Consider the following 20,098-nt stretch of genomic DNA (forward strand, 5'->3'; position numbering starts at 1 on the left):
TCGCGTGATCGCGCTCGCCGCCACCGCACAGAACCAGACCGTCCTCTCCGGCGCACTGCTCGCCGCGGTGCCCGTCGCCCTCCTCGCCGGACTGGTCTCGTTCTTCTCGCCCTGCGTCCTGCCGCTGGTCCCGGGCTACATGTCGTACGTCACCGGCGTCACCGGCACCGACCTGGCGGAGGCCCGGCGCGGCCGGATGCTGGCCGGTGCCTCCCTCTTCGTCCTCGGCTTCACCGCCGTCTTCGTCTCCACCGGTGCCCTCTTCGGGTTCTTCGGGCAGAACCTCCAGACCTACAAGGACGCCATCTCGCGCGTCCTCGGCGTGCTGATGATCCTGCTCGGGCTGGCCTTCGCGGGCGTGCTCAAACGCTTCGGCCAGCGCGAACTGCGCTTCCACAAGAAGCCCGCCATGGGGCTGGCCGGCGCGCCGGTGATCGGGATGCTCTTCGGCGTCGGCTGGACACCGTGCCTGGGCCCCACCCTCACCGCCGTCAACACCCTCTCCCTCTACCAGGCCAGCGCCGCCCGCGGCGCTCTGCTGACCGTCGCCTACTGTCTGGGGCTGGGCCTGCCGTTCATCGCCGTGGCGCTCGCCTTCCGCCGGGTGCTCGGCGCGTTCGGCTGGGTCAAGCGGCACTACGTATGGGTGATGCGGATCGGCGGCGGCATGATGGTCGCCCTCGGCATCCTCCTCGTCACCGGCGTCTGGGACAGCCTGATGTCCGAGCTCCAGAGCTGGACGCAAAGCTCCACCGTTGGGATCTGATTGATGTCCACCACGACCGACACCACCGGCGAGCCGGGGGCCACCGCGGACCCGGGCAGTGATCTCGGCGCCGCCGGATCCCAGCTCTCCACCGCTCCCCAGGAGGACATCAGCCTCCCCTCGCTCGGCCCCATCGGCTGGGTGCGCTGGTTCTGGCGGCAGCTGACCTCGATGCGGGTGGCGCTGCTGCTGCTCTTCCTGCTGTCGATCGGCGCGATCCCCGGTTCGCTGATCCCGCAGACCAGCATCGACCCGGTCAAGGTCGACCAGTTCAAGGCCCAGCACACCACCCTCGGCGAGATCTACGACAAGCTGGGGATGTTCCACGTCTACAGCTCGGTGTGGTTCTCGGCGATCTACCTCCTGCTGTTCATCTCGCTGATCGGCTGCATCGTGCCGCGCAGCTGGCAGTTCGTCGGGCAGCTGCGCGGCCGCCCGCCGGCCGCCCCGCGCCGGCTGACCCGGCTTCCCGCGTACACCACGTGGCGTACGGAGGCGGAGCCCGAGGAGGTCCTGGAGGCGGCCGGGCGGATGCTGCGGAAGCGCCGCTTCCGGGCCCACCGGTCCGGCACCGCGGTCGCCGCCGAGAAGGGCTACCTCCGCGAGGTCGGCAACCTTCTCTTCCACGTCGCGCTGATCGTGATGCTGGTGGCGTTCGCGGTCGGCAGCCTGTGGAAGTCCGAGGGCGGCAAGCTGATCACCGAGGGCGACGGCTTCTCCAACAGCCTCACCCAGTACGACGACTTCAAGTCGGGGCCGTTCTTCGACACCGACACCATGGCGCCGTTCGGCTTCACCATGAACTCCTTCGACGCCACCTACGAGCGGACCGGTCCCCAGCGGGGCACCCCGCGCACCTTCCGCGCCAACATCAGCTACTTCACCGGCGCGGACGGCACGGAGCACAAGCGGGCGCTGGAGGTGAACACCCCGCTCGACGTCGAGGGCTACAAGGTCTACCTGCTCTCCCACGGCTATTCGCCGGTCGTCACCGTCAAGGACGGCCGCGGCAAGGTCGTTTACCACGGCGCGGTGCCGTTCCTCCCGCAGGACCCCAAGAACTTCACCTCCTCCGGTGTGGTGAAGGTGCCGGGCGCCGAGACCAAGGACGGCAAGCGCAACCAGCTGGGCTTCCAGGCGCTGTTCGTCCCGACCTTCGGCGGCAAGAACTCCGGCTCGATGTTCTCCCAGTTCCCCGCGCCGGACTTCCCCGTCCTGTCGGTGAACGCCTGGCACGGCGACCTGGGCATGGACTCCGGGCTCCCGCAGAACGTCTACCAGCTCGACACCAAGCGGCTGAAGCAGTACAAGGACGCCAGTGGCGACATCTTCAAGAAGATGCTGCTGCCCAAGGACCGGGCGACGCAGATGATGAGCCACTCCGGCGCCACGCTGTCGCCGCAGGAGATCGAGGCCGAGTCCACGATGAAGCTCCCCAACGGCGAGGGCTCCATCACCTTCGACGGCATCAAGACCTGGGCCAGCTTCAAGATCACCCACCAGCCCGGCAACGGCCTCGCGCTGACCGGCGCTGCCTCCGCCCTGGTCGGCCTGGCCGCCTCGCTGTTCATCCAGCGGCGCCGGGTGTGGGTGCGCGCGGAGAAGGGTGCGGACGGCGTCACCGTCGTCGAGATGGCCGGCCTCGGCCGCAGCGAGTCGGCCCGGCTGCCGGAGGAACTGGCCGGCCTCGCCATGGCGCTGACGCCCGACGCCCCGATCGCCCCGGACGCCGTGCCGCAGCCCGATACGGAAGCCACGGACGGGCCCGCCGCCCGGACCGACCAAGACCCGACGGAGCCCACCGACTCTGCCGATCCTGCTGACCCCTCCGAAGGAGCGCGCGCGTGAACCTCGCTGCCGCAGCCAACGAGACACTGGCCCACAACAGCAATCTGCTGGTCTATTCGGCGATGGCTGTCTACACCCTCGCCTTCCTGGCCCACATGGCCGAGTGGGTGTTCGGCAGCCGCAGCAAGGTCGGCCGTACCGCCGCGGCGCTGACCACCGAGGCCAAGGCGGCCGCGACGGTGTCCGTGCAAGTGGCCCAGAAGGGGGGCACCGCCGTCCTGGAGCGGCCGAAGGTCATCACCAAGGCCGTGGCCGGCGCCCGTGACGTCCCCGACGGCCCCGGCGCGCACGGCGGCACCGAGAAGGGCGACCTCTACGGCCGGATCGCCATCTCGCTGACCGTCCTGGCCTGGGCGCTCCACGTGGGCGGCGTGGTCACCCGCGCGCTGTCCGTGCAGCGCGCCCCCTGGGGCAACATGTACGAGTTCTCCACGACCTTCGGCGCGGTCGCGGTGACCCTCTACCTGGCCCTGCTGGTCTTCAAGAAGAACGTCCGCTGGATCGGCCTGCCGCTGGTCACCACCGTCCTGCTCGACCTGGGCCTGGCCGTCAGCGTCCTGTACACCGCCAGCGACCAGCTGGTGCCCGCGCTGCACTCGTACTGGCTGTGGATCCACGTCTCCTGCGCGATCCTGTCCGGCGCGGCCATGTACCTCGGCGCGGTCGCCGCACTGCTCTTCCTCTTCCGCGACCGCCACGAGGCCAAGCTCGCCGACCCGGACGGCAAGCAGTCCGGCGCCTTCGCCACCTCGGTTCTGGAGCGACTGCCCTCGGCCGCCTCGCTCGACAAGTTCTCCTACCGCATCAACGCCACCATCTTCCCGCTGTGGACGTTCACCATCATCGCGGGCGCCATCTGGGCCGAGGCCGCCTGGGGCCGCTACTGGGGCTGGGACCCCAAGGAGGTCTGGTCCTTCATCACCTGGGTCGCCTACGCCTGCTACCTGCACGCCCGCGCGACCGCCGGCTGGAAGGGCCGTAAGGCCGCCTGGCTGGGCCTGATCGCCTTCGCCTGCTACCTCTTCAACTACTACGGCGTGAACATCTTCGTCACCGGCCTGCACTCCTACGCCGGAGTCTGAGCCGCCCGCGGCCCGCGCCGCGACACACCGGTGCCGTACGGAAACGGCCTCACCACGAGGCCGGCCCCGTACGGCACCGTCGTAGGTACGGACATCACGGATGCGGTCGGGGAAGGTCGTCGGGGATGAGGCCAAGGGACGGTCGGGACGCGGTCGGAGGGGGGACGGGTCAGGCGGTGGTCAGCGGCGCTTGCGCCCGCCGTGCTCCTGCTGCGGCGGCTTCTGGGCCGCCCCCGGCAGCTTCGGCTTGGGCAGATGCGCCACCTCCCACTTCGCCTCGGCCAGCTGCCGGGCGGTGTCGTGCGGCAGCCGCGGCGGGTGGTGCGCCGGGTTGTGGAACCCGAACGCCGAGGTCAGGTCGCCGAACGTGTCGCGCCGCCAGGCGCTGATGTTGGGCTCCTCGACACCCGTGAAACGCTCCAGGAACTGCAGCACCGAGGTGTGGTCGAACGCGTCGCCGGCCGCCCAGCCGCCCACCGTCCAGGGCGAGACGATCAGGCACGGAACGCGGAAGCCGCCGCCGATCGGCAGGCCGTGGACGAACTCGTTCCTCGTCCCCTTCGGCGGCACCGGCGGCGGCACATGGTCGAAGAGGCCGTCGTTCTCGTCGTAGTTGAGGATGAAGGCCGTCTTGGCCCACACCTTGGGGTTGGCGGCTATCGCCTCGATCTTCTGGGCCACGAAGTCGGCGCCGGCGGCCGGCAGGAAGTCGGGGTGCTCTGACTGGTAGCTGGTCGGGATGATCCAGGAGACGGCCGGCAGCTTGTCGTTGCGGGCGTCCTCCTCGAAGGCGCCGGCCGGCCCCGGCCGCATCCCGCGCTCGTACAGCGCGCTGCCCGGCTTGGCGTCCCGGAACGTCTGGAACTGCTTGAGCAGATTGCAGCCGTAGTCGTCCTCCTCCTGGTACACCTTCCAGCTGACGCCGGCCTTCTGCAGCCGCTCCGCGTACGTGGTCCAGCGGTACGGCCTGGGCGCGGTGTTGTCGAGGACCGGTCCGCCCCGGGTGCCGCCGGGGTCGAGGGTGCCGGTCATCCAGTACAGCCGGTTGGGCCAGGTCGGGCCGAAGACCGAGCAGAAGTAGTTGTCGCAGAGGGTGAACGCCTCCGCGAGGGCGAACTGGAAGGGGATGTCCTGGCGGGTGTGGTAGCCCATCACGTACGGGCCGTTGACGCCGTCGGCCTTGCGGTGCGCCGGCAGCCAGCGGTCCATCCTGCCGCCGTTCCACGCCTCGTGCTGCACGGACCAGGCGTGGCTGGTGGACGGGATGGCCTGGGCGCTGGAGGTGTGGGTGTTGAGGCGGAACGGCAGCAGGTACCCGTCCGGGTTGTGCGGGTCCGGCTGGTAGAAGACGGACCGGCCGTCGGGGAGCTTGATCGCGTGCGGGTCCGCGAAGCCGCGGACGCCGCGCAGGGTGCCGAAGTAGTGGTCGAAAGAACGGTTCTCCTGCATCAGCATGACGACGTGCTCGATGTCGCGGAGCGAGCCGTGACGCGGCGGGCCGGCGGCGACGGCCTTCTGGACGCTGGGCGGCAGCAGCGACAGCGCGGCGGCCCCGCCGAGCGCGCCGGCCGCCGAGCCGAGGAGTCTGCGTCGGGTCATGTCGGGCATTTGTGCCACTCTCCCTGAGTCGCGTGAGCCCTCAGTGGGCCGTCCCGACTGTGACGTCGGGGCAGTTTCGCGGGCAGGGGGAGGTTGCTGAACGCTGCGTCAATTGGCTGTGAACAGACCAGAGTTGGCTGATCATCCCTACGCCTCATACGTCACATGACGAAGCGTGCGACCGCCGGCGCACCATTCTGATTACGCCTTTGCGGCGATTGACACGGACACGTGGCTTACGCCCGGAGTTCCCTCCGGCGTCGGGTACGGCCGCTCCTCCGGGAGCAGGGCCCGGGCCGCGGCGAGCTTCCCGGCCCGCACCAGCGCATGGACCTCGCGCGCCAGCGCCGTCACATCCCGGATGCCGACCGTCCAGGCGTCCGCGTACCGCCGCGACGCCTCGCCCGCGAGCCCCAGCTGAAGCGAACGATACGGCAGCGGACGCAGCCGCAGATCGCGCTCCGGGTCCCACTGCACCCGCGCCGGCGACCGCCTCAACTCCCGCTGCCAGGCCGCCCGGTCGGGATACTCGCCGGGGTCGTGGTGCGACAGGCAGGCGTTGCCGAGCGCCCAGTCGAAACCGGCCCGGTCGATCTCGACGGCGAGCACCGTCTCCTGGTCCGCCTTCGTGCCCCAGCCGCAGCGGTACATCATCCACAGGAAAGAGGGCTTTATCCATGTCATCCGGTCCCGCTTCCAGGCCGCCGGGAAGCGGCCGTCCCGGGCGGCGGGCAGGCCCAGGGCGGGCGCGTACGCCTGGTACACCGTGACGGTCTCGGCGGTGTGCAGCGCCCGGATGCGGCGCTGCGGTTCGGTGGTGCCGGTGCTCATGGCCGCATCCTGGCGGACGGCGCGACGCGCGGGCCACCGGATTACGCGCCACAGGGGGCGCCACAGGGGGCGCCACAGCGGGCGCCGCACCGGGCGACTCACCCGGCCCCGATGTCCTCCTGCCACAGCGCCGGCCGCGCCCGGATGAACTCCCGCATCATCGCCGTGCATTCGGGGTCGTCCAGCAGCACGATCCGCACCCCGTGCCGGGCCAGCCAGTCGTGGCCGCCGTGGTAGGTCCGGGCCTCGCCGATGACGACGCGGGAGATGCCGAACTGGCGGACCAGGCCGCTGCAGTACCAGCAGGGCGAGAGGGTGGTGACCATCGTGGTGCCGCGGTAGCCGCGCTGCCGGCCGGCAGCGCGGAAGGCGGCGACCTCGGCGTGCAGCGACGGGTCGCCGTCCTGGACGCGGCGGTTGTGGCCGCGGCCGAGCAGCGCGCCGTCCGGGCCGTAGAGCGCCGCCCCGATCGGGATGCCGCCCTCGGCCAGTCCCGCCTTCGCCTCCGCCACGGCGGTCGCGAGCATCGCGCGGGCCTGCTCCTGGACGTGGTCGGGGTGCCCGGTCGGGTCGCCGTGGCCGTCGGCGCCGCCGTGCAGCCGGAACTCGTCGCGGTCCTGCCCCCAGTCCTGCGTCCGGCTCTGATCCCCTGCGTTCATGCCGGTCACTCTGCTCGCCCGGCCGCGCCCCGGCAACGGGAGCGGGGCCGTACGGCCGCGGCGGCGGCCGGGCTCGGCCCTTTGCGGGTCAGTCCTTCGCGGGCGGCGTGGTGTCCTCCGGGCCGCCCTTGCCCTGCGGGCCGTTGGTGGTGCCCTCTGCGCCCTCTGTGCCCGCCGCGCCCCGCGGGTTCCGCTGCTGCCGCCGGAGCTGCTCCTCGCGGCGCCGGAGGTCGGCCTCCCAGTCCTTCAGCAGCGCCTCGTCCTTCACGCTCTGAGAAGACGCAGGCTCTTCCTTGAGGGACCGCAGGAACTCGGGGTTGTCGTCCGGAGCCACCCACGTCCCGCGGGCGTTCGCGCCGTGGTTGCGGTGCCATTCGGACGGTGTGCTGCCGCCGCCCTGCGCCGGGTAGCGCGCCTTGCCCGCCACCAGCCAGGCGATCGGCCCGAGCAGCACCTCGCCGAACAGCAGGATGACGATCACCCACACCACCTTCGGCAGTCCGCGGACCTGCGACTCGGGGGTGTTGAGGCAGTCGATGAAGGCGTAGATCCACAGCGCCAGCACCAGCAGGAACGGCAGATACCTGAGCATTGCGGACGGTCCCCCAGTGGACGGCGGCGGGCCCCCGCCGGGGCCCGGTGACCCGTACAGGGTAGTGCGTACCGGATACTGGAGCGCATGGCTTACGACGATCTTCGCTCCCTGCTGCGGGCCCTGGAGCGCGAGGGCGACCTCAAGCGCATCAAGGCCGAGGTCGACCCGTATCTGGAGGTCGGCGAGATCGTGGACCGGGTGCAGAAGTCCGGTGGCCCGGCCCTGCTCTTCGAGAACGTCAAGGGCTCGTCGATGCCGCTGGCGATGAACGTCTACGGCACCGACCGCCGGCTCCTCAAGGCGCTCGGCCTCACGGCGTACGAGGACATCAGCGACAAGATCGGCGGACTGCTCAAGCCCGAGCTGCCGCAGGGGTTCGTCGGCGTCCGCGAGGCGTTCGGCAAGCTCGCGAACATGACCCACGTCCCGCCGAAGAAGGTCAAGGGCGACGCCCCCGTCCAGGAGGTCGTGCTCACCGGCGACGACGTCGATCTGGAGCGGCTGCCGGCGCTGTTCACCTGGCCCAAGGACGGCGGCTCCTTCTTCAACCTCGGCCTGACGCACACCAAGCACCCCGAGACCGGCGTCCGCAACCTGGGCCTCTACCGCCTCCAGCGCCACGACCGGCGCACCATCGGCATGCACTGGCAGATCCACAAGGACAGCCGCAACCACTACCAGGTCGCCGCCAAGCGCGGCGAGAAGCTGCCGGTCGCCATCGCCTTCGGCTGCCCGCCGGCCGTGACGTACGCCTCGACCGCGCCGCTGCCGGGCGACATCGACGAGTACCTCTTCGCGGGCTTCCTCCAGGGCAAGCGGATCGAGATGGTCGACTGCAAGACCGTCCCGCTCCAGGTCCCGGCCAACGCCGAGGTCGTCATCGAGGGCTGGCTGGAGCCCGGCGAGATGCTGCCGGAGGGCCCGTTCGGGGACCACACCGGCTTCTACACGCCGCAGGAACCGTTCCCCGCCCTCACCATCGACTGCGTCACGATGCGCCGCCGGCCGCTGCTCCAGTCGATCGTCGTGGGCCGCCCGCCGACCGAGGACGGGCCGCTGGGCCGGGCGACCGAGCGGTTCTTCCTCCCGCTCCTCAAGATCATCGTCCCGGACATCGTGGACTACCACCTCCCGGAGTCCGGCGGCTTCCACAACTGCGCGATCGTCTCGATCGACAAGAAGTACCCGAAGCACGCCCAGAAGGTCATGCACGCCATCTGGGGCGCCCACATGATGTCGCTGACCAAGCTGATCGTGGTGGTCGACGCGGACTGCGATGTGCACGACCTCCACGAGGTCTCCTGGCGGGCGCTCGGCAACACCGACTACGCCCGCGACCTGACCGTCGTCGAAGGCCCCGTCGACCACCTCGACCACTCCTCGTACCAGCAGTTCTGGGGCGGCAAGGCGGGCATCGACGCGACGAAGAAGTGGCCCGAGGAGGGCTACACACGAGACGGCGGCTGGCCGGACATGGTCGAGTCGGACCCGCGGACGGCCGCGCTGGTCGACCGCCGCTGGAAGGAGTACGGGCTGTGAGCGAGCCTGGCGAGCGAACCATCAAGAGGTGCGCGCCGCGCGAATGCGGGGCCGAGCGTAGCGAGGTTTCGGCATGAGTGCGGCAGAAGGAGTCATCGGCGGCCCGGGGCCGGCACAACCGGACAGCAGGGTACGGGCGTTCCTCCGCCTCGTCGTCATCGAGCACTCGGTCTTCGCGCTGCCCTTCGCCTACATCGCGTCGTTCACCGCGATGCACGGGCTGGACCGGAACGTCCACTGGGGCCGGCTGCTGCTCGTCACCGTCGCCATGGTCGGCCTGCGGACCTTCGCGATGGCCGTCAACCGCATCATCGACCGGGAGATCGACGCCCGTAACCCGCGCACGGCCGGCCGCGAGCTGGTCACCGGCGCGGTCTCGGTCCGCTCCGCCTGGACCGGCGCGCTGGTCGCCGTGGTCGTCTTCCTGGGCGCGGCGGCGCTGCTGAACCCGCTGTGCCTGGTGCTGGCGCCGGTCGCCGTGATCCCGATGGTGGTCTATCCGTACGGCAAGCGCTTCACCAACTTCCCGCACGCGATCCTGGGGTTGGCGCAGGCGATGGCCCCGGTCGGCGCCTGGATCGCGATCACCGGCGAGTGGTCCTGGGAGTCGGTGATCCTCGGTCTCGCGGTCGGCATCTGGATCGGCGGTTTCGACCTGATCTACGCCTGCCAGGACGTCGAGGCGGACCGGGCGAACGGCGTCATGTCCGTGCCGGCCCGCTTCGGTGTGCCGGGCGCGCTCTGGGGGGCGCGCTGGTGCCATGTCGTCACCACCGCGCTGCTGGCGTGGTACGGCGTCGCCATCGGCGCCGGCGTCTTCTTCTGGGCCGGGCTGGTGATCGTGGCGGCGGCCTTCTGCTACGAGCACGCGATCGTCCGCCCGCACGACACCTCGCGGCTCAACCGGGCGTTCTTCCAGGTCAACAGCTTCATCGGGATCGCGCTGTTCGTCTGCGCGCTGCTCGACCTGTTCGTCCGCGGTCTGACGCCCTGAAGCCCTGACGCCCTTGCACCCTGACGCCCCTACACCCCGAAAGTGGTGATCCGGCCGGGACGGCCTGACGGTCTGTCCCGGCCGGCCGCCGGTCAGGGCTCCGGCCAGTCCCTGGCGATCGGCCAGGCGATCAGCCGGGGGTGGACGCACAGCTCGCCGCGGCACGTGTCAGGTGTTGAGGTCCAGGACACGGACTGCTTCTCCTCCCCATCGCCGTGGAGCGGTGGTGGCCACGATCGCGCCGTCGGGGCGGTCGGGGGCGGGTTGCGCCGCGTACTGGCAGTGGGCCGCGGCCCAGGTCTGCTGCCGTGCCATGGCCAGGGCGGCGGGCAGGTCGAGGTCCAGGACGGTGACGCCGGGCAGCGCGGCCAGGTGCTCGGCTGTGCCGGGCCGGGCGCGGTCTGCTTCCACCAGGGCGCATGTGGGCGCGTACGGATACCAGTCCGGCTCGGTGTGGGCGCGGTGGATGAGGCGTGAAGCGAGGAGGTTGCCCTGGCCGGCCGCTGCCATCGCGGTCTCGTCCAGAACGATGTGCAGGGCGTCGCTCACGGGCAGGTCACCTGGCCCAGGCGCCGGTCGAGCTCGCCGTCGAGGTCCCGCTGCTCGGCCGGGGTGGGGGCGTACCCGTTCCACTTCTTCAGCAGGGTCCGGGCCTTCTCGGCGCGTTCGGCGCGCTCGGCCGGGGTGAGCAGGGTCTCGGCCAGGCGGGCCAGGTAGGCGCGCAGCGACAGGCCCTCGGCGGCTGCTATGGCGGCGAGCCGTTCCTTTGCCTCTTCAGGGATGCGGATGTTGGCATCGGACATCGTCGTAGTCCTTCCCTACTGCCGTGGTACGGGTACGTACCTGTACACCCCAGTACTAGAGGACGGGTCGGACGGCCGTCCCCGCCGTCACCGCCCGGCCGCGCTCGCGGAAGACGAACGCCGCCAGCACCCCGCCGATCAGCCCGAACAGATGCGCCTGCCAGCTGATGCCGCTGTCGGTCGGCAGCGCGCCCCAGACGATGGAGCCGTAGACCGCGCCGACGGCCACACCGATGCCCACGTCGAGGAGTTTGCGCTCGATGAAGCCGCGCACCAGGAGGAAGCCGAAGAGCCCGAAGACCACGCCGGAGGCGCCCGCGGTGTTGCTGTGCGGTGCGGCCGTGAACCAGACGCCCACGCCGCTGACGAGGATGATCAGCAGCACCACCGCGAGGAACCGCCGGATCCCGGTGCGCAGCGCGGCGACGAAGCCGAGCACCAGCAGCGGGAGGGTGTTGGCCGCCAGATGGCCGAAGCCGAAGTGGATGAAGGCGGCGGGCACCACGTCGACGAGTCCGGTGAGGTCCCGGGGCTGGATGCCGAAGCTGTCGAGGGCGTTGCCGCTGACGAGGTCGACGCCCTCCAGGACCCACAGCAGCGCGATCCAGCCCAGCATCAGGCCGGCCGCGGACCTGGCCCGTGATGTCATCTCCGCCCCCTCGTCCCCGGCTTGTCCCGGCGCGTGCCCGGCTCCGTCCGGGCGCACAGGTAAGAACGGTCGTGACGGCCCCGGTGGTTCCGCCGGATAGGCTCGATCCGTGGAGCCGCCGCACAACGACATCAGCAAGCAGACCGACACCGGTACGCGGGACCCGGGCCGCCGCCCGTGGGTCGTGGGGATCTCCGGTGCGTCCGGGACGCCGTTCGCCGCGTCCGTGGTGCGGGGGCTGCTCGCGGCCGGGGAGGCGGTGGACCTCATCGTCAGCCGGGCGTCGCGGCTGACCCTGCTGGACGAGACCGGGATCGCCTTCCGCGACGCCCATTGGCGCAGCGACCTGCGGGAGTGGCTGGCGCGCGGGGCGGACGGCAAGCCGGAGACGTTCCCGGTCACCGAGGAGTCGCTGGCACCGGTCCGGTACTGGCCGGCCGGGGATCTGGCGGCGGGGCCGTCGTCGGGTTCGTACCCCGCGAAGGGGATGCTGATCGTCCCGGCGAGCACGGCGTGTGTGGCCGGGGTGGCGCTGGGGCTGTCGAAGGATCTGCTCCAGCGGGTGGCGAGCGTGACGCTCAAGGAGCGGCGCCGGCTGGTGGTCGCGGTGCGCGAGACCCCGCTCAGCGGGCAGACGCTCCGGGCTCTGGTGGCGCTGGACGAGGCGGGCGCGGTGGTGCTGCCCGCCTCTCCGGCGTTCTATGCGGGGGCGACGCACATCCAGGATCTGGTGGACTTCGTCGCCGGCCGGGTTCTCGATGCGGCGGAGGTGCCGCACGGTTTGTACCGGCGGTGGGAAGGGGAGCTGCGGGGTGGCTCCAAGGGGGAGGCCCCGAACGCTCCCTAGCGCTTCTTCGAGGTGACGGCGCGGCCGAGGCGGCGCCGGGGCCGCGGGGTGGCGGCCTGCTGGGCGGCACGTGAACGATTGGCCTGGTCCTGCAGCTCGCGCATGCGGGCGTAGGCCATCTCGATCGAGTACACGGTGACAACTCCTGTGAAGATCGTCGTTGATCGTAGAGAGAATCGCAGGGCCGGAAGCCCTGATGCCTTAGATTCTACATGCAGAACGCAAAAAAGCGGAAAGATTGGAAGGCTAGAGGGCATGGACGCGGTGGATAGGCAGCTCATCCAGGCACTTCGCGAGAACGGCAGGGCCTCCTATGCGGAGCTCGGCCGGCTCGTCGGCCTCTCCGGGCCCAGCGTCACGGACCGGATCAACCGCCTCGAAGCGGCCGGCGTGATCACCGGCTACCGCGCGACGGTCGACGCCGCCTCGCTCGGTCTCGGCGTCACCGCCCTGGTCGGCATCTCCCTGTCGGACGCGGCCGACCACGAGGACGTCGCCCGCCGACTCAAGGACCTCGCCGAGATCGAGGACTGCTGGTTCATCGCCGGCGACGACTCGTACATGCTCAAGGTGCGGGTCGGCGACGTGGACGGGCTGGAGCGCACCATCCGGCGGCTGTCCGGCACCAAGGGCGTCTCCCGTACGCGGACCACGATCGTGCTCTCCACCAAGTGGGAGAACCGCGTCGGCGAGCTGCCCGAAGAGGTCGAGTAGGCGGGGCCGCGGGCAGGCGTCCGTGCACGGCGGACGGGGCGCCGCCCGGCGCACCCGCCCGGGGCCCCGGGGCGCGGTCCGTCCCCGGGCCCCAAGGGGCCTCCGTCCGCCGTGAAACCGGGGGAGTAGGCTCGGCGAAGCTCGTTTTTCGCACGAAACGGCCAGTGACACACACAGATAGTGGGAGGCGACCGGATGGCTGCGTCGATGGATGTGGGCCTCAAGCGCGAGCTGGAGGCGAAGGTCCACGCCGGGGAGCGGCTGACCCGCGAGGACGGCATCGCCCTCTACGAGTCCGACGACCTGGCCTGGCTGGGCGGGCTCGCCCATGAGGTGCGGACGCGGAAGAACGGCGACGCCGTCCACTTCAACGTCAACCGCCACCTCAACATGACCAACGTGTGCACCGCGTCCTGTGCGTACTGCTCCTTCCAGCGCAAGCCGGGCGAGAAGGACGCGTACACGATGCGCATCGAGGAGGCCGTCCGCCTGGCCAAGGCGATGGAGAACGACAACCTCACCGAGCTGCACATCGTCAACGGCCTGCACCCGACGCTGCCGTGGCGCTACTACCCGCGCTCCCTCAAGGCGCTCAAGGAAGCCCTCCCGCAGGTCTCCCTCAAGGCGTTCACCGCCACCGAGATCCACCACTTCGAGACGATCTCCGGCCTGACCGCCTCCGAGATCCTCGACGAGCTGATCGACGCCGGCCTGGAGTCGCTGACCGGTGGCGGCGCCGAGATCTTCGACTGGGAGGTCCGGCAGCACATCGTCGACCACCGCACCCACTGGGAGGACTGGTCGCGGATCCACCGCCTCGCGCACGAGAAGGGCCTCAAGACCCCGTGCACGATGCTGTACGGGCACATCGAGGAGCCCCGCCACCGCGTCGACCACGTGCTGCGGCTGCGTGAACTCCAGGACGAGACCGGCGGGTTCCAGGTCTTCATCCCCCTGCGCTACCAGCACGACTTCGTCGACATGCAGGACGGCAAGGTCCGCAACAAGCTCCAGGCGCGGACCACCATGGCGAGCGGCGCCGAGGCGCTGAAGACCTTCGCGGTCTCCCGGCTCCTCTTCGACAACGTCCCGCACGTCAAGGTCTTCTGGGTGATGCACGGCGTCCAGACCGCCCAGCTCGCCCTCCAGCACGGCGCGGACGACATGGACGGCTCGGTCGTCGAGTACAAGATCACGCACGACGCGGACAACTACGGGACGCCGAACAAGCTCACCCGCGACGACCTGCTGGAGCTGATCCGCGACGCCGGCTTCCGCCCCGTCGAGCGCAACACCCGCTACGAGACCATCCGCGAGTACCCGGGCCCGGACGCGGAGCGCCGCGAGGCCCCGCAGCCGATGCGGCTCTGACGCTGTCAGTGGTGCGCAGTAGGGTCCAGGTCATGAACGTGCGTTTCGACCTGGACCCTTCCGTCACTCCGGAAGTCCGCGACGGGATCTGCGCGTTGTGGGCGGACGTCAGCAACGCCGGCGGTGCGGTCGGCTTCGTCCCGCCCGTGACGCGGGAGGACATCCGCCCCGATCTGCTCGGGCATCTGGCGGAGCTGGCCAAGGGCCGCAAGCGCCTGCTGATAGGCCGCGACGGGGACGACCGGGTGGTGGCCACCGCCTTCCTCTCCCTGAATCCGCACCGCCTGATGACCCACTGGCTGTGGGTCTACACGGTCATGGTCCACCCCTCCCTCCAGGGCCGGGGCACCGGCCGCGCCCTGATGGCCGCGGTCGAGGAGTCCGCCCGCGGGATCGACGGGATCACCGGCATCCGGCTGACCTGCCGCGGTGGCACGGGCCTGCCCCGCTTCTACGAATCCTGCGGCTACAAGGAGGTCGGCCGGGTCCCCGGCGCGATCAAGATCGCCGAGGGGGACTTCCGCGACGACGTCACGATGTGGCGGCAGCTGGGCTGATCCGGCCCGCCGACAGGGGCCCGGAAGATCGCCCCGGGAGCTGTGCTTGACTGGACGCAGACCCTTTCGGTTGCCGTTGAGAAGAAGGTCCCGTCCGTGAGTAGCCCCAAGTTCGCCACGCTCCGCTACACCGCCCTTCGCATCGGCCTGTTCGTCGCCTGCTTCGCCGTGGTGTGGGTGCTCGCGTACTTCCGGATCATTCCGCTCGGCGTCGGCAGCTCCAACACCATCTGGCTGCTGCTGCTCGCCATCGTGATCTCCGCGCCGCTCAGCTTCGTGCTGCTGCGCAAGCAGCGGGACGCGATGTCCGAGCAGATCGTGGCCAAGGTGGACCGCCAGAAGGAGCGGCTGGCGGCCAACCAGAGCATGGAGGACGGGCTCTAGGGTCTGCCCGACGGGTCAGGGGCGGAAAGGCCCCAGGCCGACAGGGCCCGGAACGGTGCCCGCACGGCACCACCCACCCCCCCACCCCCACCACCCCTCCCCGAGGCGGCGGGCTGTAAGACGCGTCACTCCGGCGCGCGTCCCGCCCCCGCGCATCCGACCGGCGCCCGGTCCGCGGAGTCCCAACTCCCCGGACCGGGCGCCGTTTTGCATGCCCGGCCGGCGGCCTCCCGGCCTCTCCGCATCCCAAAGAATCCCTTTGGGTTCCTCAAAGTTCAAGTGTTAACGTATCGGACATGAAGACAGCAGCCGCGCCCTCGACACCCATGAGCGTCCCGCTCGTGGAGCGCCTGCACGTCGATCTCTGCCGCTGCCTGTCCGCGGCCTGTCGCCGCCGCTGACGCCCTTCCCAGCGGCCCGGAGATCCCTGCCTGTTCGTACGGACCTCCTGGCGCCCCTTCACGCCGTTCCCGACGCCCCGCGTCCCTTGCCTGACCCGTCCCCGGAGTGTGTCCGTTGTCCACGTCTGCCCAGACCCCCGCGTCCGCACAGGCGCCCCAGTCACCCAGGTCCTCCCGAATACCCAAGATCCCGTTCTGGGTGCAGATCCTGGCCGGCCTCGCCCTCGGCGTGCTGCTCGGCTGGATCGCCAAGAGCGGTGACGTCGGCTGGCTCGGCTCCACCCTGGAGCACATCGGCGGCCTCTTCGTCCAGCTGCTCAAGCTGGCCGTCGCCCCCCTGGTCTTCTTCGCGATCCTGGTCTCGATCACCAACCTGCGGCAGGTCAACAACGCCGCCCGGCTCGCCACCCGCACGCTGCTGTGGTTCATGGCCACCTCGCTCATCGCGGTTGCCATCGGCCTGGCGATCGGCCTGCTGACGCACCCCGGTGCGGGCACCGGCCTGACCCCCAAGGACGGCAAGCTCCCCCAGCACACCGGCTCCTGGATCGACTTCCTGACCGGCATCGTGCCCACCGACGTCATCACGCCGTTCACCCAGCTCAACGTCCTCCAGATCGTCTTCATCGCGGCCGTCGCCGGCATCGCGGCGCTCCAGCTCGGCGAGAAGGCCGAGCCGGTCCTCAAGATCAGCCGCGCCGCCCTGGAACTGCTCCAGAAGGCCCTGTGGTGGGTCATCCGCCTCGCCCCGATCGGCACCGTCGGCCTCATCGGCCACGCCATCGCGACGTACGGCTGGAACCTCATCGGCAAGTACGCGACCTTCACCGTCGACATCTACGTCGGCTGCGCGCTGGTCCTCTTCGGCGTCTACCCGCTGCTGCTGTCGACCGTCGCCAAGGTCAACCCGCTCCAGTTCTTCCGCGGCGCCTGGCCCGCCATCCAGCTGGCCTTCGTCTCCCGCTCCTCGGTCGGCACCATGCCGGTCACCCAGAAGGTCACCGAGCGCCTCGGCGTGCCGAAGGAGTACGCCTCCTTCGCGGTGCCGTTCGGCTCGACGACCAAGATGGACGGCTGCGCCTCGATCTACCCGGCGATCGCCGCGATCTTCATCGCGCAGATCTTCAACGTCCACCTGAGCATCGCCGACTACGTCCTGATCGCCTTCGTCTCGGTCATCGGCTCCGCCGCCACCGCCGGCCTCACCGGCGCCACGGTCATGCTGACCCTGACCCTCTCCACCCTGGGCCTCCCCCTGGAGGGCGTCGGCCTGCTGATGGCCATCGACCCGATCCTGGACATGATGCGGACCGCCACGAACGTTGCTGGCCAATCCGTATGCACGTTGCTGGTGGCCGCGCGTGAGGGAATCCTCGATCGTGATGCGTACAACGGGGCCAAGGGCGTCGGCCTGGACGCTCCCGATGTCGATGGCGCGGAAGAGAAGGGATCCGTGCCGGCGCCGGTGGCTGCGTAGCGCTCTGTGCTGAACCCAGGGATGCGCCCCGACCATGTCACGGTCGGGGCGCATCTGCGTGTGGTGCCTGACGCGAGCCCTACTTGGGCCCGTTCCTTGTCCCGGAGGTCAGGCGGGCTGGGACCGGTACTCGTTGACCAGTTGGTTGGCGCGCTGCTCAGGGCTCTCCAGCAGACTCGACGGGTCGCCGACTTGGACACCCCCGCTTTGGCTCGCCCACGAGGATGCGATCTCCTCCTGGGTGTCTGAGGACCGGCCCTCCAGCCAGGAGCGGTTGTTCGGCGTGAGCAGGGCCATCAAAGCCTGGAACGGACTGTCCACAGCGTTCTCCTTGCCTCGTATGCGGGCTTTCAGCATCGCCCCACCCCGCGCTGGGTGCATTGCGACCGTGCGTGGGTGCGGCTGCTCGTGTGACCCGGTTGTCTCGCCTGGCCCTGAGGCGAGATGCCATGGACAGGCGTCCGGCCGTCCCTTGCCCGGCTCGTTGCGCGTGCTGGGTCTGAGGTGTTTTCCGGACGCTGCTGGGTCAAGGTCAGGGAAGGAGGGGCTTGAGCAGCTTGGAGATGGAAATGTTGTTGTTGCTGCCCGTCTCGGAACCGCTGGCGGAGTTGAGGGCGTTGGTGGAGCCGGCCGCGTTGTGGGGGTTGCCGCTGCTCACCGGATTTCCGTGGTTGAAGAAATTGTTGCTCTTGATGGTGTTGCCGCTCTTGATCGGTCCCCCGAAGCAAGGGTGCGGCGACTTGATCTTGGGCGACTTGTAAGCGAAGTCGGGCAGGCGGTTGTTGCACAGCACGCCGGTCAGCATTGCCGTGAGGGAGCCGGAACCCGTCGCGACGTTAAGCAGGGATCCTCCTGGGTTGGTCGGTGGGGTCTGGGCCTGCGTGATTCCGGTGCCGAACAGCACCAGACCGCATGCCCCGGCGAGGGTTCCCGCTTGGACCAGTCCCGCCTGCACTAGTCTTTTCACGACGCTCCTTGCCTGATCGGCCTGTTGATCGAGACGTATCTTTCTGCGGCCGTCCGTGCAGACTGCCGACAACCCGCAGGAAGCCAACGCTCGTGGGCCATGTTCAGTCGCTTGGCCCAACCGCCCGCGTGGATGGGCAGGACCGTCCGGGGCGTAGGGGTGGTCACCCGTGGGTGCGCGCTGGCTGTTCGCGCGACTCCGTCTTCGCATGTCGCTTCCAGCTGAGCTGGGGTCGCTTACAGCGCCTCTACCTTCACGCCGAGGTCCGCGAGGGTGCTGGTGACGAACTCGGCGGTCCTCGCTTCGCGGCTTAGGCGGGCCCAATCCGCGATGCGAACGGTGTCGCCGGCCCGCACGGTGTTCGTGAGTTTCCGCCAGCCGGGGCCCGGGTCCTCTGCGCTGATTGCGAAGTCACCGAAGACCTGCGAGCAACCCGAGGTGAACAGTGCCCTCTCCACATCGTCGCTGTTGACGCAATCGGCGCACGCATAACCGTAGACCGCCATATCCGGAGCATATGGGAGCCCGATGACCGGACACACTTCCAGCGAAGATGACGCGTGGACGGGGCGGCCAGGGTGCGGCGCCCGTCCGGAGAAGGGCGGAGCGTCCGCACCCTGGTGTGCTGTGACAGCCTGCCCCGCTTCTCTTGGACCTCGCGCCGGCAGGTGGTCAGCGGTGATTCCCCGCGCTCGATGTAGCCGCCGGGGATCTCCCACTTCGGCTTGTAGGACGGCTTGACCAACAGGACCTGGTCCTGGCCGTCGAAGAACAGCGCGCCTGCTGCCATCCGCGGGGTTGCCATGCGCTCTTCGTGCTCGTTGTCGGCCATGTCCGCGACCCTGTCGGTCGGGTGAACAGCCGCACGGCAACGCCCGCCCCGATGGTGTCGAGGCGGGCGTACGGCCTGTGCTGGGCGGTCAGCTCCAGACGGGGCCGTTGTTGCCCTCGGCGTCGGTGTACGCCTTGATCTGCTGGTAGATGGCGGCTGCCTGGGCGCGGTCGCGGTCGGCTGCTGCGTGGTTGCCGGCCTGGTCCAAGCGCTTGGCGTCGGCTATCAGTTGTTCGGCCTGCTGGCGCAGCGCACCGACGTTGACCTGGTCTGCCACGACGCTGATGTCGGTAGTGGCTGTGGCGGAGGGGTGTGAGGGCAGTACGGCGAGCAGTGCAGCACCGGCCAGTGCGGACGTGATGGCGATTGCGGACAGGCGTCGACGCATGGAGTGAGTCCCCCGTAGTTGCGAACTGTGGTGGCTGGTAGGCGAGTTTACGCCGATTGATGTTGTGTACACGGCCAGCTCTACCCGTGTTTGTCACACACAGTCGCTACAACCAGGGTGAAGGTCGGGGCCGAACTCGTCGACGGATGGCCCCTGTCGTCGTTATCCACGTCGTGTGACACTCGGTCGGGCAGAGTGCCCGCCATCAGGGCCGCGCTGATGCAGTCCCGGCGGTTGGCCGGCTCCCTGGTCGCTAGCCGGGAGCCGCTGAGGCTCGAACTCCTTGAGATGGAGGTCGGGGCCGCGTGGGAGCTGTATCAGGCCGGCAAGTTCGCCGCCCTGCGGGACAGCTACCCGGGCTTGCTGGCTGACGCGCGGTCCGCGGTGAACGAGTGCACGTCGGGAGACGAACGCCGTGCGGCGCGACGGCTGTTCGCCCTGGGATTTTACGAACGTCGCCGGCCAATCGGTCATACCGATCCTGGTCTCCGCCCGCGAGAACATCCTGGACCGCGACGCCTACGCGCACGCCACCAGCATCCGCATCGGCGACACCGACACCGACACCGACACCGACACCGACGCAGCCACCGACGCCACCGACACCGAGCCCGAGAAGGTCTCCGTGGCGGCTGTGGCCTAGCCCCGACCTGCCGTATGGAACGGGTGCGCCCCGGCCCGGGGAAGGGCCGGGGCGCACCCGTTCCATACGGCCTCGGTGAGAGGGGGAGGGGAGCTCTTCCCCTGCTCTCCGGCCGGTGTTGAATGAGCCGTGTCCAGGGCGCGACGGATGTG

Annotated in this window: 24 protein-coding genes; 12 read left to right on the forward strand and 12 right to left on the reverse strand. The window is 69.9% G+C overall.

The features are described 5' to 3' along the window. The first annotated feature begins 4 nt into the window (after positions 1-4). The 3 genes from ACO1BR_RS30545 (at position 5) to ccsB (ending at position 3,696) form a co-directional block, all read left to right on the forward strand. Entirely contained in the window at positions 5-766 is a 762-nt protein-coding gene (locus ACO1BR_RS30545; RefSeq protein WP_426798328.1) for a cytochrome c biogenesis CcdA family protein, read from the forward strand. 3 nt (positions 767-769) lie between these two features. Next, a complete protein-coding gene (gene resB / locus ACO1BR_RS30550; RefSeq protein WP_426798329.1) occupies positions 770-2,614 on the forward strand; it encodes a cytochrome c biogenesis protein ResB in 1,845 nt (614 codons plus the stop codon). 248 nt (positions 2,615-2,862) lie between these two features. Then, the gene (ccsB, locus tag ACO1BR_RS30555; protein ID WP_426798330.1) at positions 2,863-3,696 is read left to right on the forward strand and encodes a c-type cytochrome biogenesis protein CcsB; all 834 of its coding nucleotides are present in this window, start codon (positions 2,863-2,865) and stop codon (positions 3,694-3,696) included. Positions 3,697-3,876: 180 nt separating this feature from the next. Here the strand turns inward: ccsB and ACO1BR_RS30560 are convergent, their stop codons facing one another. The 4 genes from ACO1BR_RS30560 to ACO1BR_RS30575 all read right to left on the reverse strand — a co-directional run bounded on the left by ACO1BR_RS30560 (position 3,877) and on the right by ACO1BR_RS30575 (position 7,377). Next, on the reverse strand, positions 3,877-5,304 hold the full coding sequence (locus ACO1BR_RS30560) for an alkaline phosphatase family protein (protein ID WP_426798331.1): 1,428 nt from the start codon (positions 5,302-5,304) through the stop codon (positions 3,877-3,879). A gap of 192 nt (positions 5,305-5,496) precedes the next feature. Further along, complete coding sequence (locus tag ACO1BR_RS30565; protein WP_426798332.1) at positions 5,497-6,126, reverse strand: DUF4291 domain-containing protein; 630 nt, start codon at positions 6,124-6,126, stop codon at positions 5,497-5,499. Between the two features lie 98 nt (positions 6,127-6,224). After that, positions 6,225-6,785 (reverse strand): nucleoside deaminase, encoded by a 561-nt coding sequence (locus ACO1BR_RS30570; RefSeq protein ID WP_426798333.1) that lies wholly within the window; start codon positions 6,783-6,785, stop codon positions 6,225-6,227. Positions 6,786-6,873: 88 nt separating this feature from the next. Continuing rightward, complete coding sequence (locus ACO1BR_RS30575; RefSeq protein WP_426798334.1) at positions 6,874-7,377, reverse strand: PLD nuclease N-terminal domain-containing protein; 504 nt, start codon at positions 7,375-7,377, stop codon at positions 6,874-6,876. 87 nt (positions 7,378-7,464) lie between these two features. Here ACO1BR_RS30575 and ACO1BR_RS30580 point away from each other — a divergent pair, with 87 nt between their 5' ends. Further along, positions 7,465-8,919, forward strand: a complete 1,455-nt coding sequence (locus ACO1BR_RS30580; protein WP_426798335.1) for a menaquinone biosynthesis decarboxylase — start codon at positions 7,465-7,467, stop codon at positions 8,917-8,919. Between the two features lie 73 nt (positions 8,920-8,992). Beyond that, on the forward strand, positions 8,993-9,913 hold the full coding sequence (gene mqnP / locus ACO1BR_RS30585; protein WP_159503079.1) for a menaquinone biosynthesis prenyltransferase MqnP: 921 nt from the start codon (positions 8,993-8,995) through the stop codon (positions 9,911-9,913). Between the two features lie 168 nt (positions 9,914-10,081). On the opposite strand, the gene ACO1BR_RS30590 is transcribed toward mqnP, so the two are convergent. From ACO1BR_RS30590 to ACO1BR_RS30600, 3 genes are read right to left on the reverse strand one after another with little or no spacing between them, the layout of a single operon-like run. Beyond that, on the reverse strand, positions 10,082-10,462 hold the full coding sequence (locus ACO1BR_RS30590; protein ID WP_426798336.1) for a hypothetical protein: 381 nt from the start codon (positions 10,460-10,462) through the stop codon (positions 10,082-10,084). Next, positions 10,459-10,716 (reverse strand): hypothetical protein, encoded by a 258-nt coding sequence (locus ACO1BR_RS30595; RefSeq protein WP_426798337.1) that lies wholly within the window; start codon positions 10,714-10,716, stop codon positions 10,459-10,461. Before ACO1BR_RS30595 ends, ACO1BR_RS30590 begins: the two co-directional genes overlap by 4 nt. Before the next feature lie 55 nt (positions 10,717-10,771). Further along, the gene (locus tag ACO1BR_RS30600; RefSeq protein ID WP_426798338.1) at positions 10,772-11,365 is read right to left on the reverse strand and encodes a rhomboid family intramembrane serine protease; all 594 of its coding nucleotides are present in this window, start codon (positions 11,363-11,365) and stop codon (positions 10,772-10,774) included. Positions 11,366-11,474: 109 nt separating this feature from the next. Here ACO1BR_RS30600 and ACO1BR_RS30605 point away from each other — a divergent pair, with 109 nt between their 5' ends. Then, positions 11,475-12,212, forward strand: coding sequence for a UbiX family flavin prenyltransferase (locus ACO1BR_RS30605; protein ID WP_426798339.1), 738 nt, complete (start codon positions 11,475-11,477; stop codon positions 12,210-12,212). On the opposite strand, the gene ACO1BR_RS30610 is transcribed toward ACO1BR_RS30605, so the two are convergent. Then, the gene (locus tag ACO1BR_RS30610; RefSeq protein ID WP_201305266.1) at positions 12,209-12,346 is read right to left on the reverse strand and encodes a hypothetical protein; all 138 of its coding nucleotides are present in this window, start codon (positions 12,344-12,346) and stop codon (positions 12,209-12,211) included. The two genes, ACO1BR_RS30605 and ACO1BR_RS30610, sit on opposite strands and share 4 nt — an antisense overlap. A 121-nt stretch (positions 12,347-12,467) precedes the next feature. On the opposite strand from ACO1BR_RS30610, the gene ACO1BR_RS30615 reads away from it, so the two are divergent. The 5 genes from ACO1BR_RS30615 (at position 12,468) to ACO1BR_RS30635 (ending at position 17,116) form a co-directional block, all read left to right on the forward strand. Next, on the forward strand, positions 12,468-12,926 hold the full coding sequence (locus tag ACO1BR_RS30615; protein WP_159503081.1) for an Lrp/AsnC family transcriptional regulator: 459 nt from the start codon (positions 12,468-12,470) through the stop codon (positions 12,924-12,926). A gap of 207 nt (positions 12,927-13,133) precedes the next feature. After that, positions 13,134-14,297, forward strand: a complete 1,164-nt coding sequence (gene mqnE / locus ACO1BR_RS30620) for an aminofutalosine synthase MqnE (protein WP_426798370.1) — start codon at positions 13,134-13,136, stop codon at positions 14,295-14,297. 32 nt (positions 14,298-14,329) lie between these two features. Then, positions 14,330-14,854, forward strand: coding sequence for an N-acetyltransferase family protein (locus ACO1BR_RS30625; protein WP_426798340.1), 525 nt, complete (start codon positions 14,330-14,332; stop codon positions 14,852-14,854). Between the two features lie 96 nt (positions 14,855-14,950). After that, positions 14,951-15,238 carry a DUF4229 domain-containing protein gene (locus ACO1BR_RS30630; protein ID WP_426798341.1) on the forward strand — a complete coding sequence of 96 codons (288 nt, stop codon included), beginning with the start codon at positions 14,951-14,953 and terminating at the stop codon, positions 15,236-15,238. A 516-nt stretch (positions 15,239-15,754) separates the two neighbouring features. After that, entirely contained in the window at positions 15,755-17,116 is a 1,362-nt protein-coding gene (locus ACO1BR_RS30635; protein WP_426798342.1) for a dicarboxylate/amino acid:cation symporter, read from the forward strand. A 108-nt stretch (positions 17,117-17,224) separates the two neighbouring features. Here ACO1BR_RS30635 and ACO1BR_RS30640 read toward each other — a convergent pair whose 3' ends face one another. The 4 genes from ACO1BR_RS30640 to ACO1BR_RS30655 all read right to left on the reverse strand — a co-directional run bounded on the left by ACO1BR_RS30640 (position 17,225) and on the right by ACO1BR_RS30655 (position 19,303). After that, entirely contained in the window at positions 17,225-17,437 is a 213-nt protein-coding gene (locus tag ACO1BR_RS30640) for a hypothetical protein (RefSeq protein ID WP_426798343.1), read from the reverse strand. A 211-nt stretch (positions 17,438-17,648) separates the two neighbouring features. Continuing rightward, positions 17,649-18,083 (reverse strand): hypothetical protein, encoded by a 435-nt coding sequence (locus tag ACO1BR_RS30645; protein WP_426798344.1) that lies wholly within the window; start codon positions 18,081-18,083, stop codon positions 17,649-17,651. A 310-nt stretch (positions 18,084-18,393) separates the two neighbouring features. Beyond that, the gene (locus tag ACO1BR_RS30650; RefSeq protein ID WP_426798345.1) at positions 18,394-18,915 is read right to left on the reverse strand and encodes an NUDIX domain-containing protein; all 522 of its coding nucleotides are present in this window, start codon (positions 18,913-18,915) and stop codon (positions 18,394-18,396) included. A gap of 88 nt (positions 18,916-19,003) precedes the next feature. Next, a complete protein-coding gene (locus ACO1BR_RS30655; RefSeq protein WP_426798346.1) occupies positions 19,004-19,303 on the reverse strand; it encodes a hypothetical protein in 300 nt (99 codons plus the stop codon). 415 nt (positions 19,304-19,718) lie between these two features. On the opposite strand from ACO1BR_RS30655, the gene ACO1BR_RS30660 reads away from it, so the two are divergent. Continuing rightward, on the forward strand, positions 19,719-19,946 hold the full coding sequence (locus ACO1BR_RS30660) for a hypothetical protein (RefSeq protein WP_426798347.1): 228 nt from the start codon (positions 19,719-19,721) through the stop codon (positions 19,944-19,946). Positions 19,947-20,098 lie beyond the last annotated feature (152 nt).

This window comes from Streptomyces sp. YGL11-2 (assembly GCF_050054615.1).
Taxonomy (GTDB): domain Bacteria; phylum Actinomycetota; class Actinomycetes; order Streptomycetales; family Streptomycetaceae; genus Streptomyces.

Coding starts and splice junctions, on each gene's coding strand:
- resB (WP_426798329.1), top strand. CDS start 770: ATGTCCACCACGACCGACACCACCGGCGAGCCGGGGGCCACCGCGGAC.
- ACO1BR_RS30560 (WP_426798331.1), bottom strand. CDS start 5,304: ATGCCCGACATGACCCGACGCAGACTCCTCGGCTCGGCGGCCGGCGCG.
- ACO1BR_RS30565 (WP_426798332.1), bottom strand. CDS start 6,126: ATGAGCACCGGCACCACCGAACCGCAGCGCCGCATCCGGGCGCTGCAC.
- ACO1BR_RS30570 (WP_426798333.1), bottom strand. CDS start 6,785: ATGAACGCAGGGGATCAGAGCCGGACGCAGGACTGGGGGCAGGACCGC.
- ACO1BR_RS30575 (WP_426798334.1), bottom strand. CDS start 7,377: ATGCTCAGGTATCTGCCGTTCCTGCTGGTGCTGGCGCTGTGGATCTAC.
- ACO1BR_RS30580 (WP_426798335.1), top strand. CDS start 7,465: ATGGCTTACGACGATCTTCGCTCCCTGCTGCGGGCCCTGGAGCGCGAG.
- mqnP (WP_159503079.1), top strand. CDS start 8,993: ATGAGTGCGGCAGAAGGAGTCATCGGCGGCCCGGGGCCGGCACAACCG.
- ACO1BR_RS30595 (WP_426798337.1), bottom strand. CDS start 10,716: ATGTCCGATGCCAACATCCGCATCCCTGAAGAGGCAAAGGAACGGCTC.
- ACO1BR_RS30600 (WP_426798338.1), bottom strand. CDS start 11,365: ATGACATCACGGGCCAGGTCCGCGGCCGGCCTGATGCTGGGCTGGATC.
- ACO1BR_RS30615 (WP_159503081.1), top strand. CDS start 12,468: ATGGACGCGGTGGATAGGCAGCTCATCCAGGCACTTCGCGAGAACGGC.
- mqnE (WP_426798370.1), top strand. CDS start 13,134: ATGGATGTGGGCCTCAAGCGCGAGCTGGAGGCGAAGGTCCACGCCGGG.
- ACO1BR_RS30625 (WP_426798340.1), top strand. CDS start 14,330: ATGAACGTGCGTTTCGACCTGGACCCTTCCGTCACTCCGGAAGTCCGC.
- ACO1BR_RS30650 (WP_426798345.1), bottom strand. CDS start 18,915: ATGGCCGACAACGAGCACGAAGAGCGCATGGCAACCCCGCGGATGGCA.
- ACO1BR_RS30655 (WP_426798346.1), bottom strand. CDS start 19,303: ATGCGTCGACGCCTGTCCGCAATCGCCATCACGTCCGCACTGGCCGGT.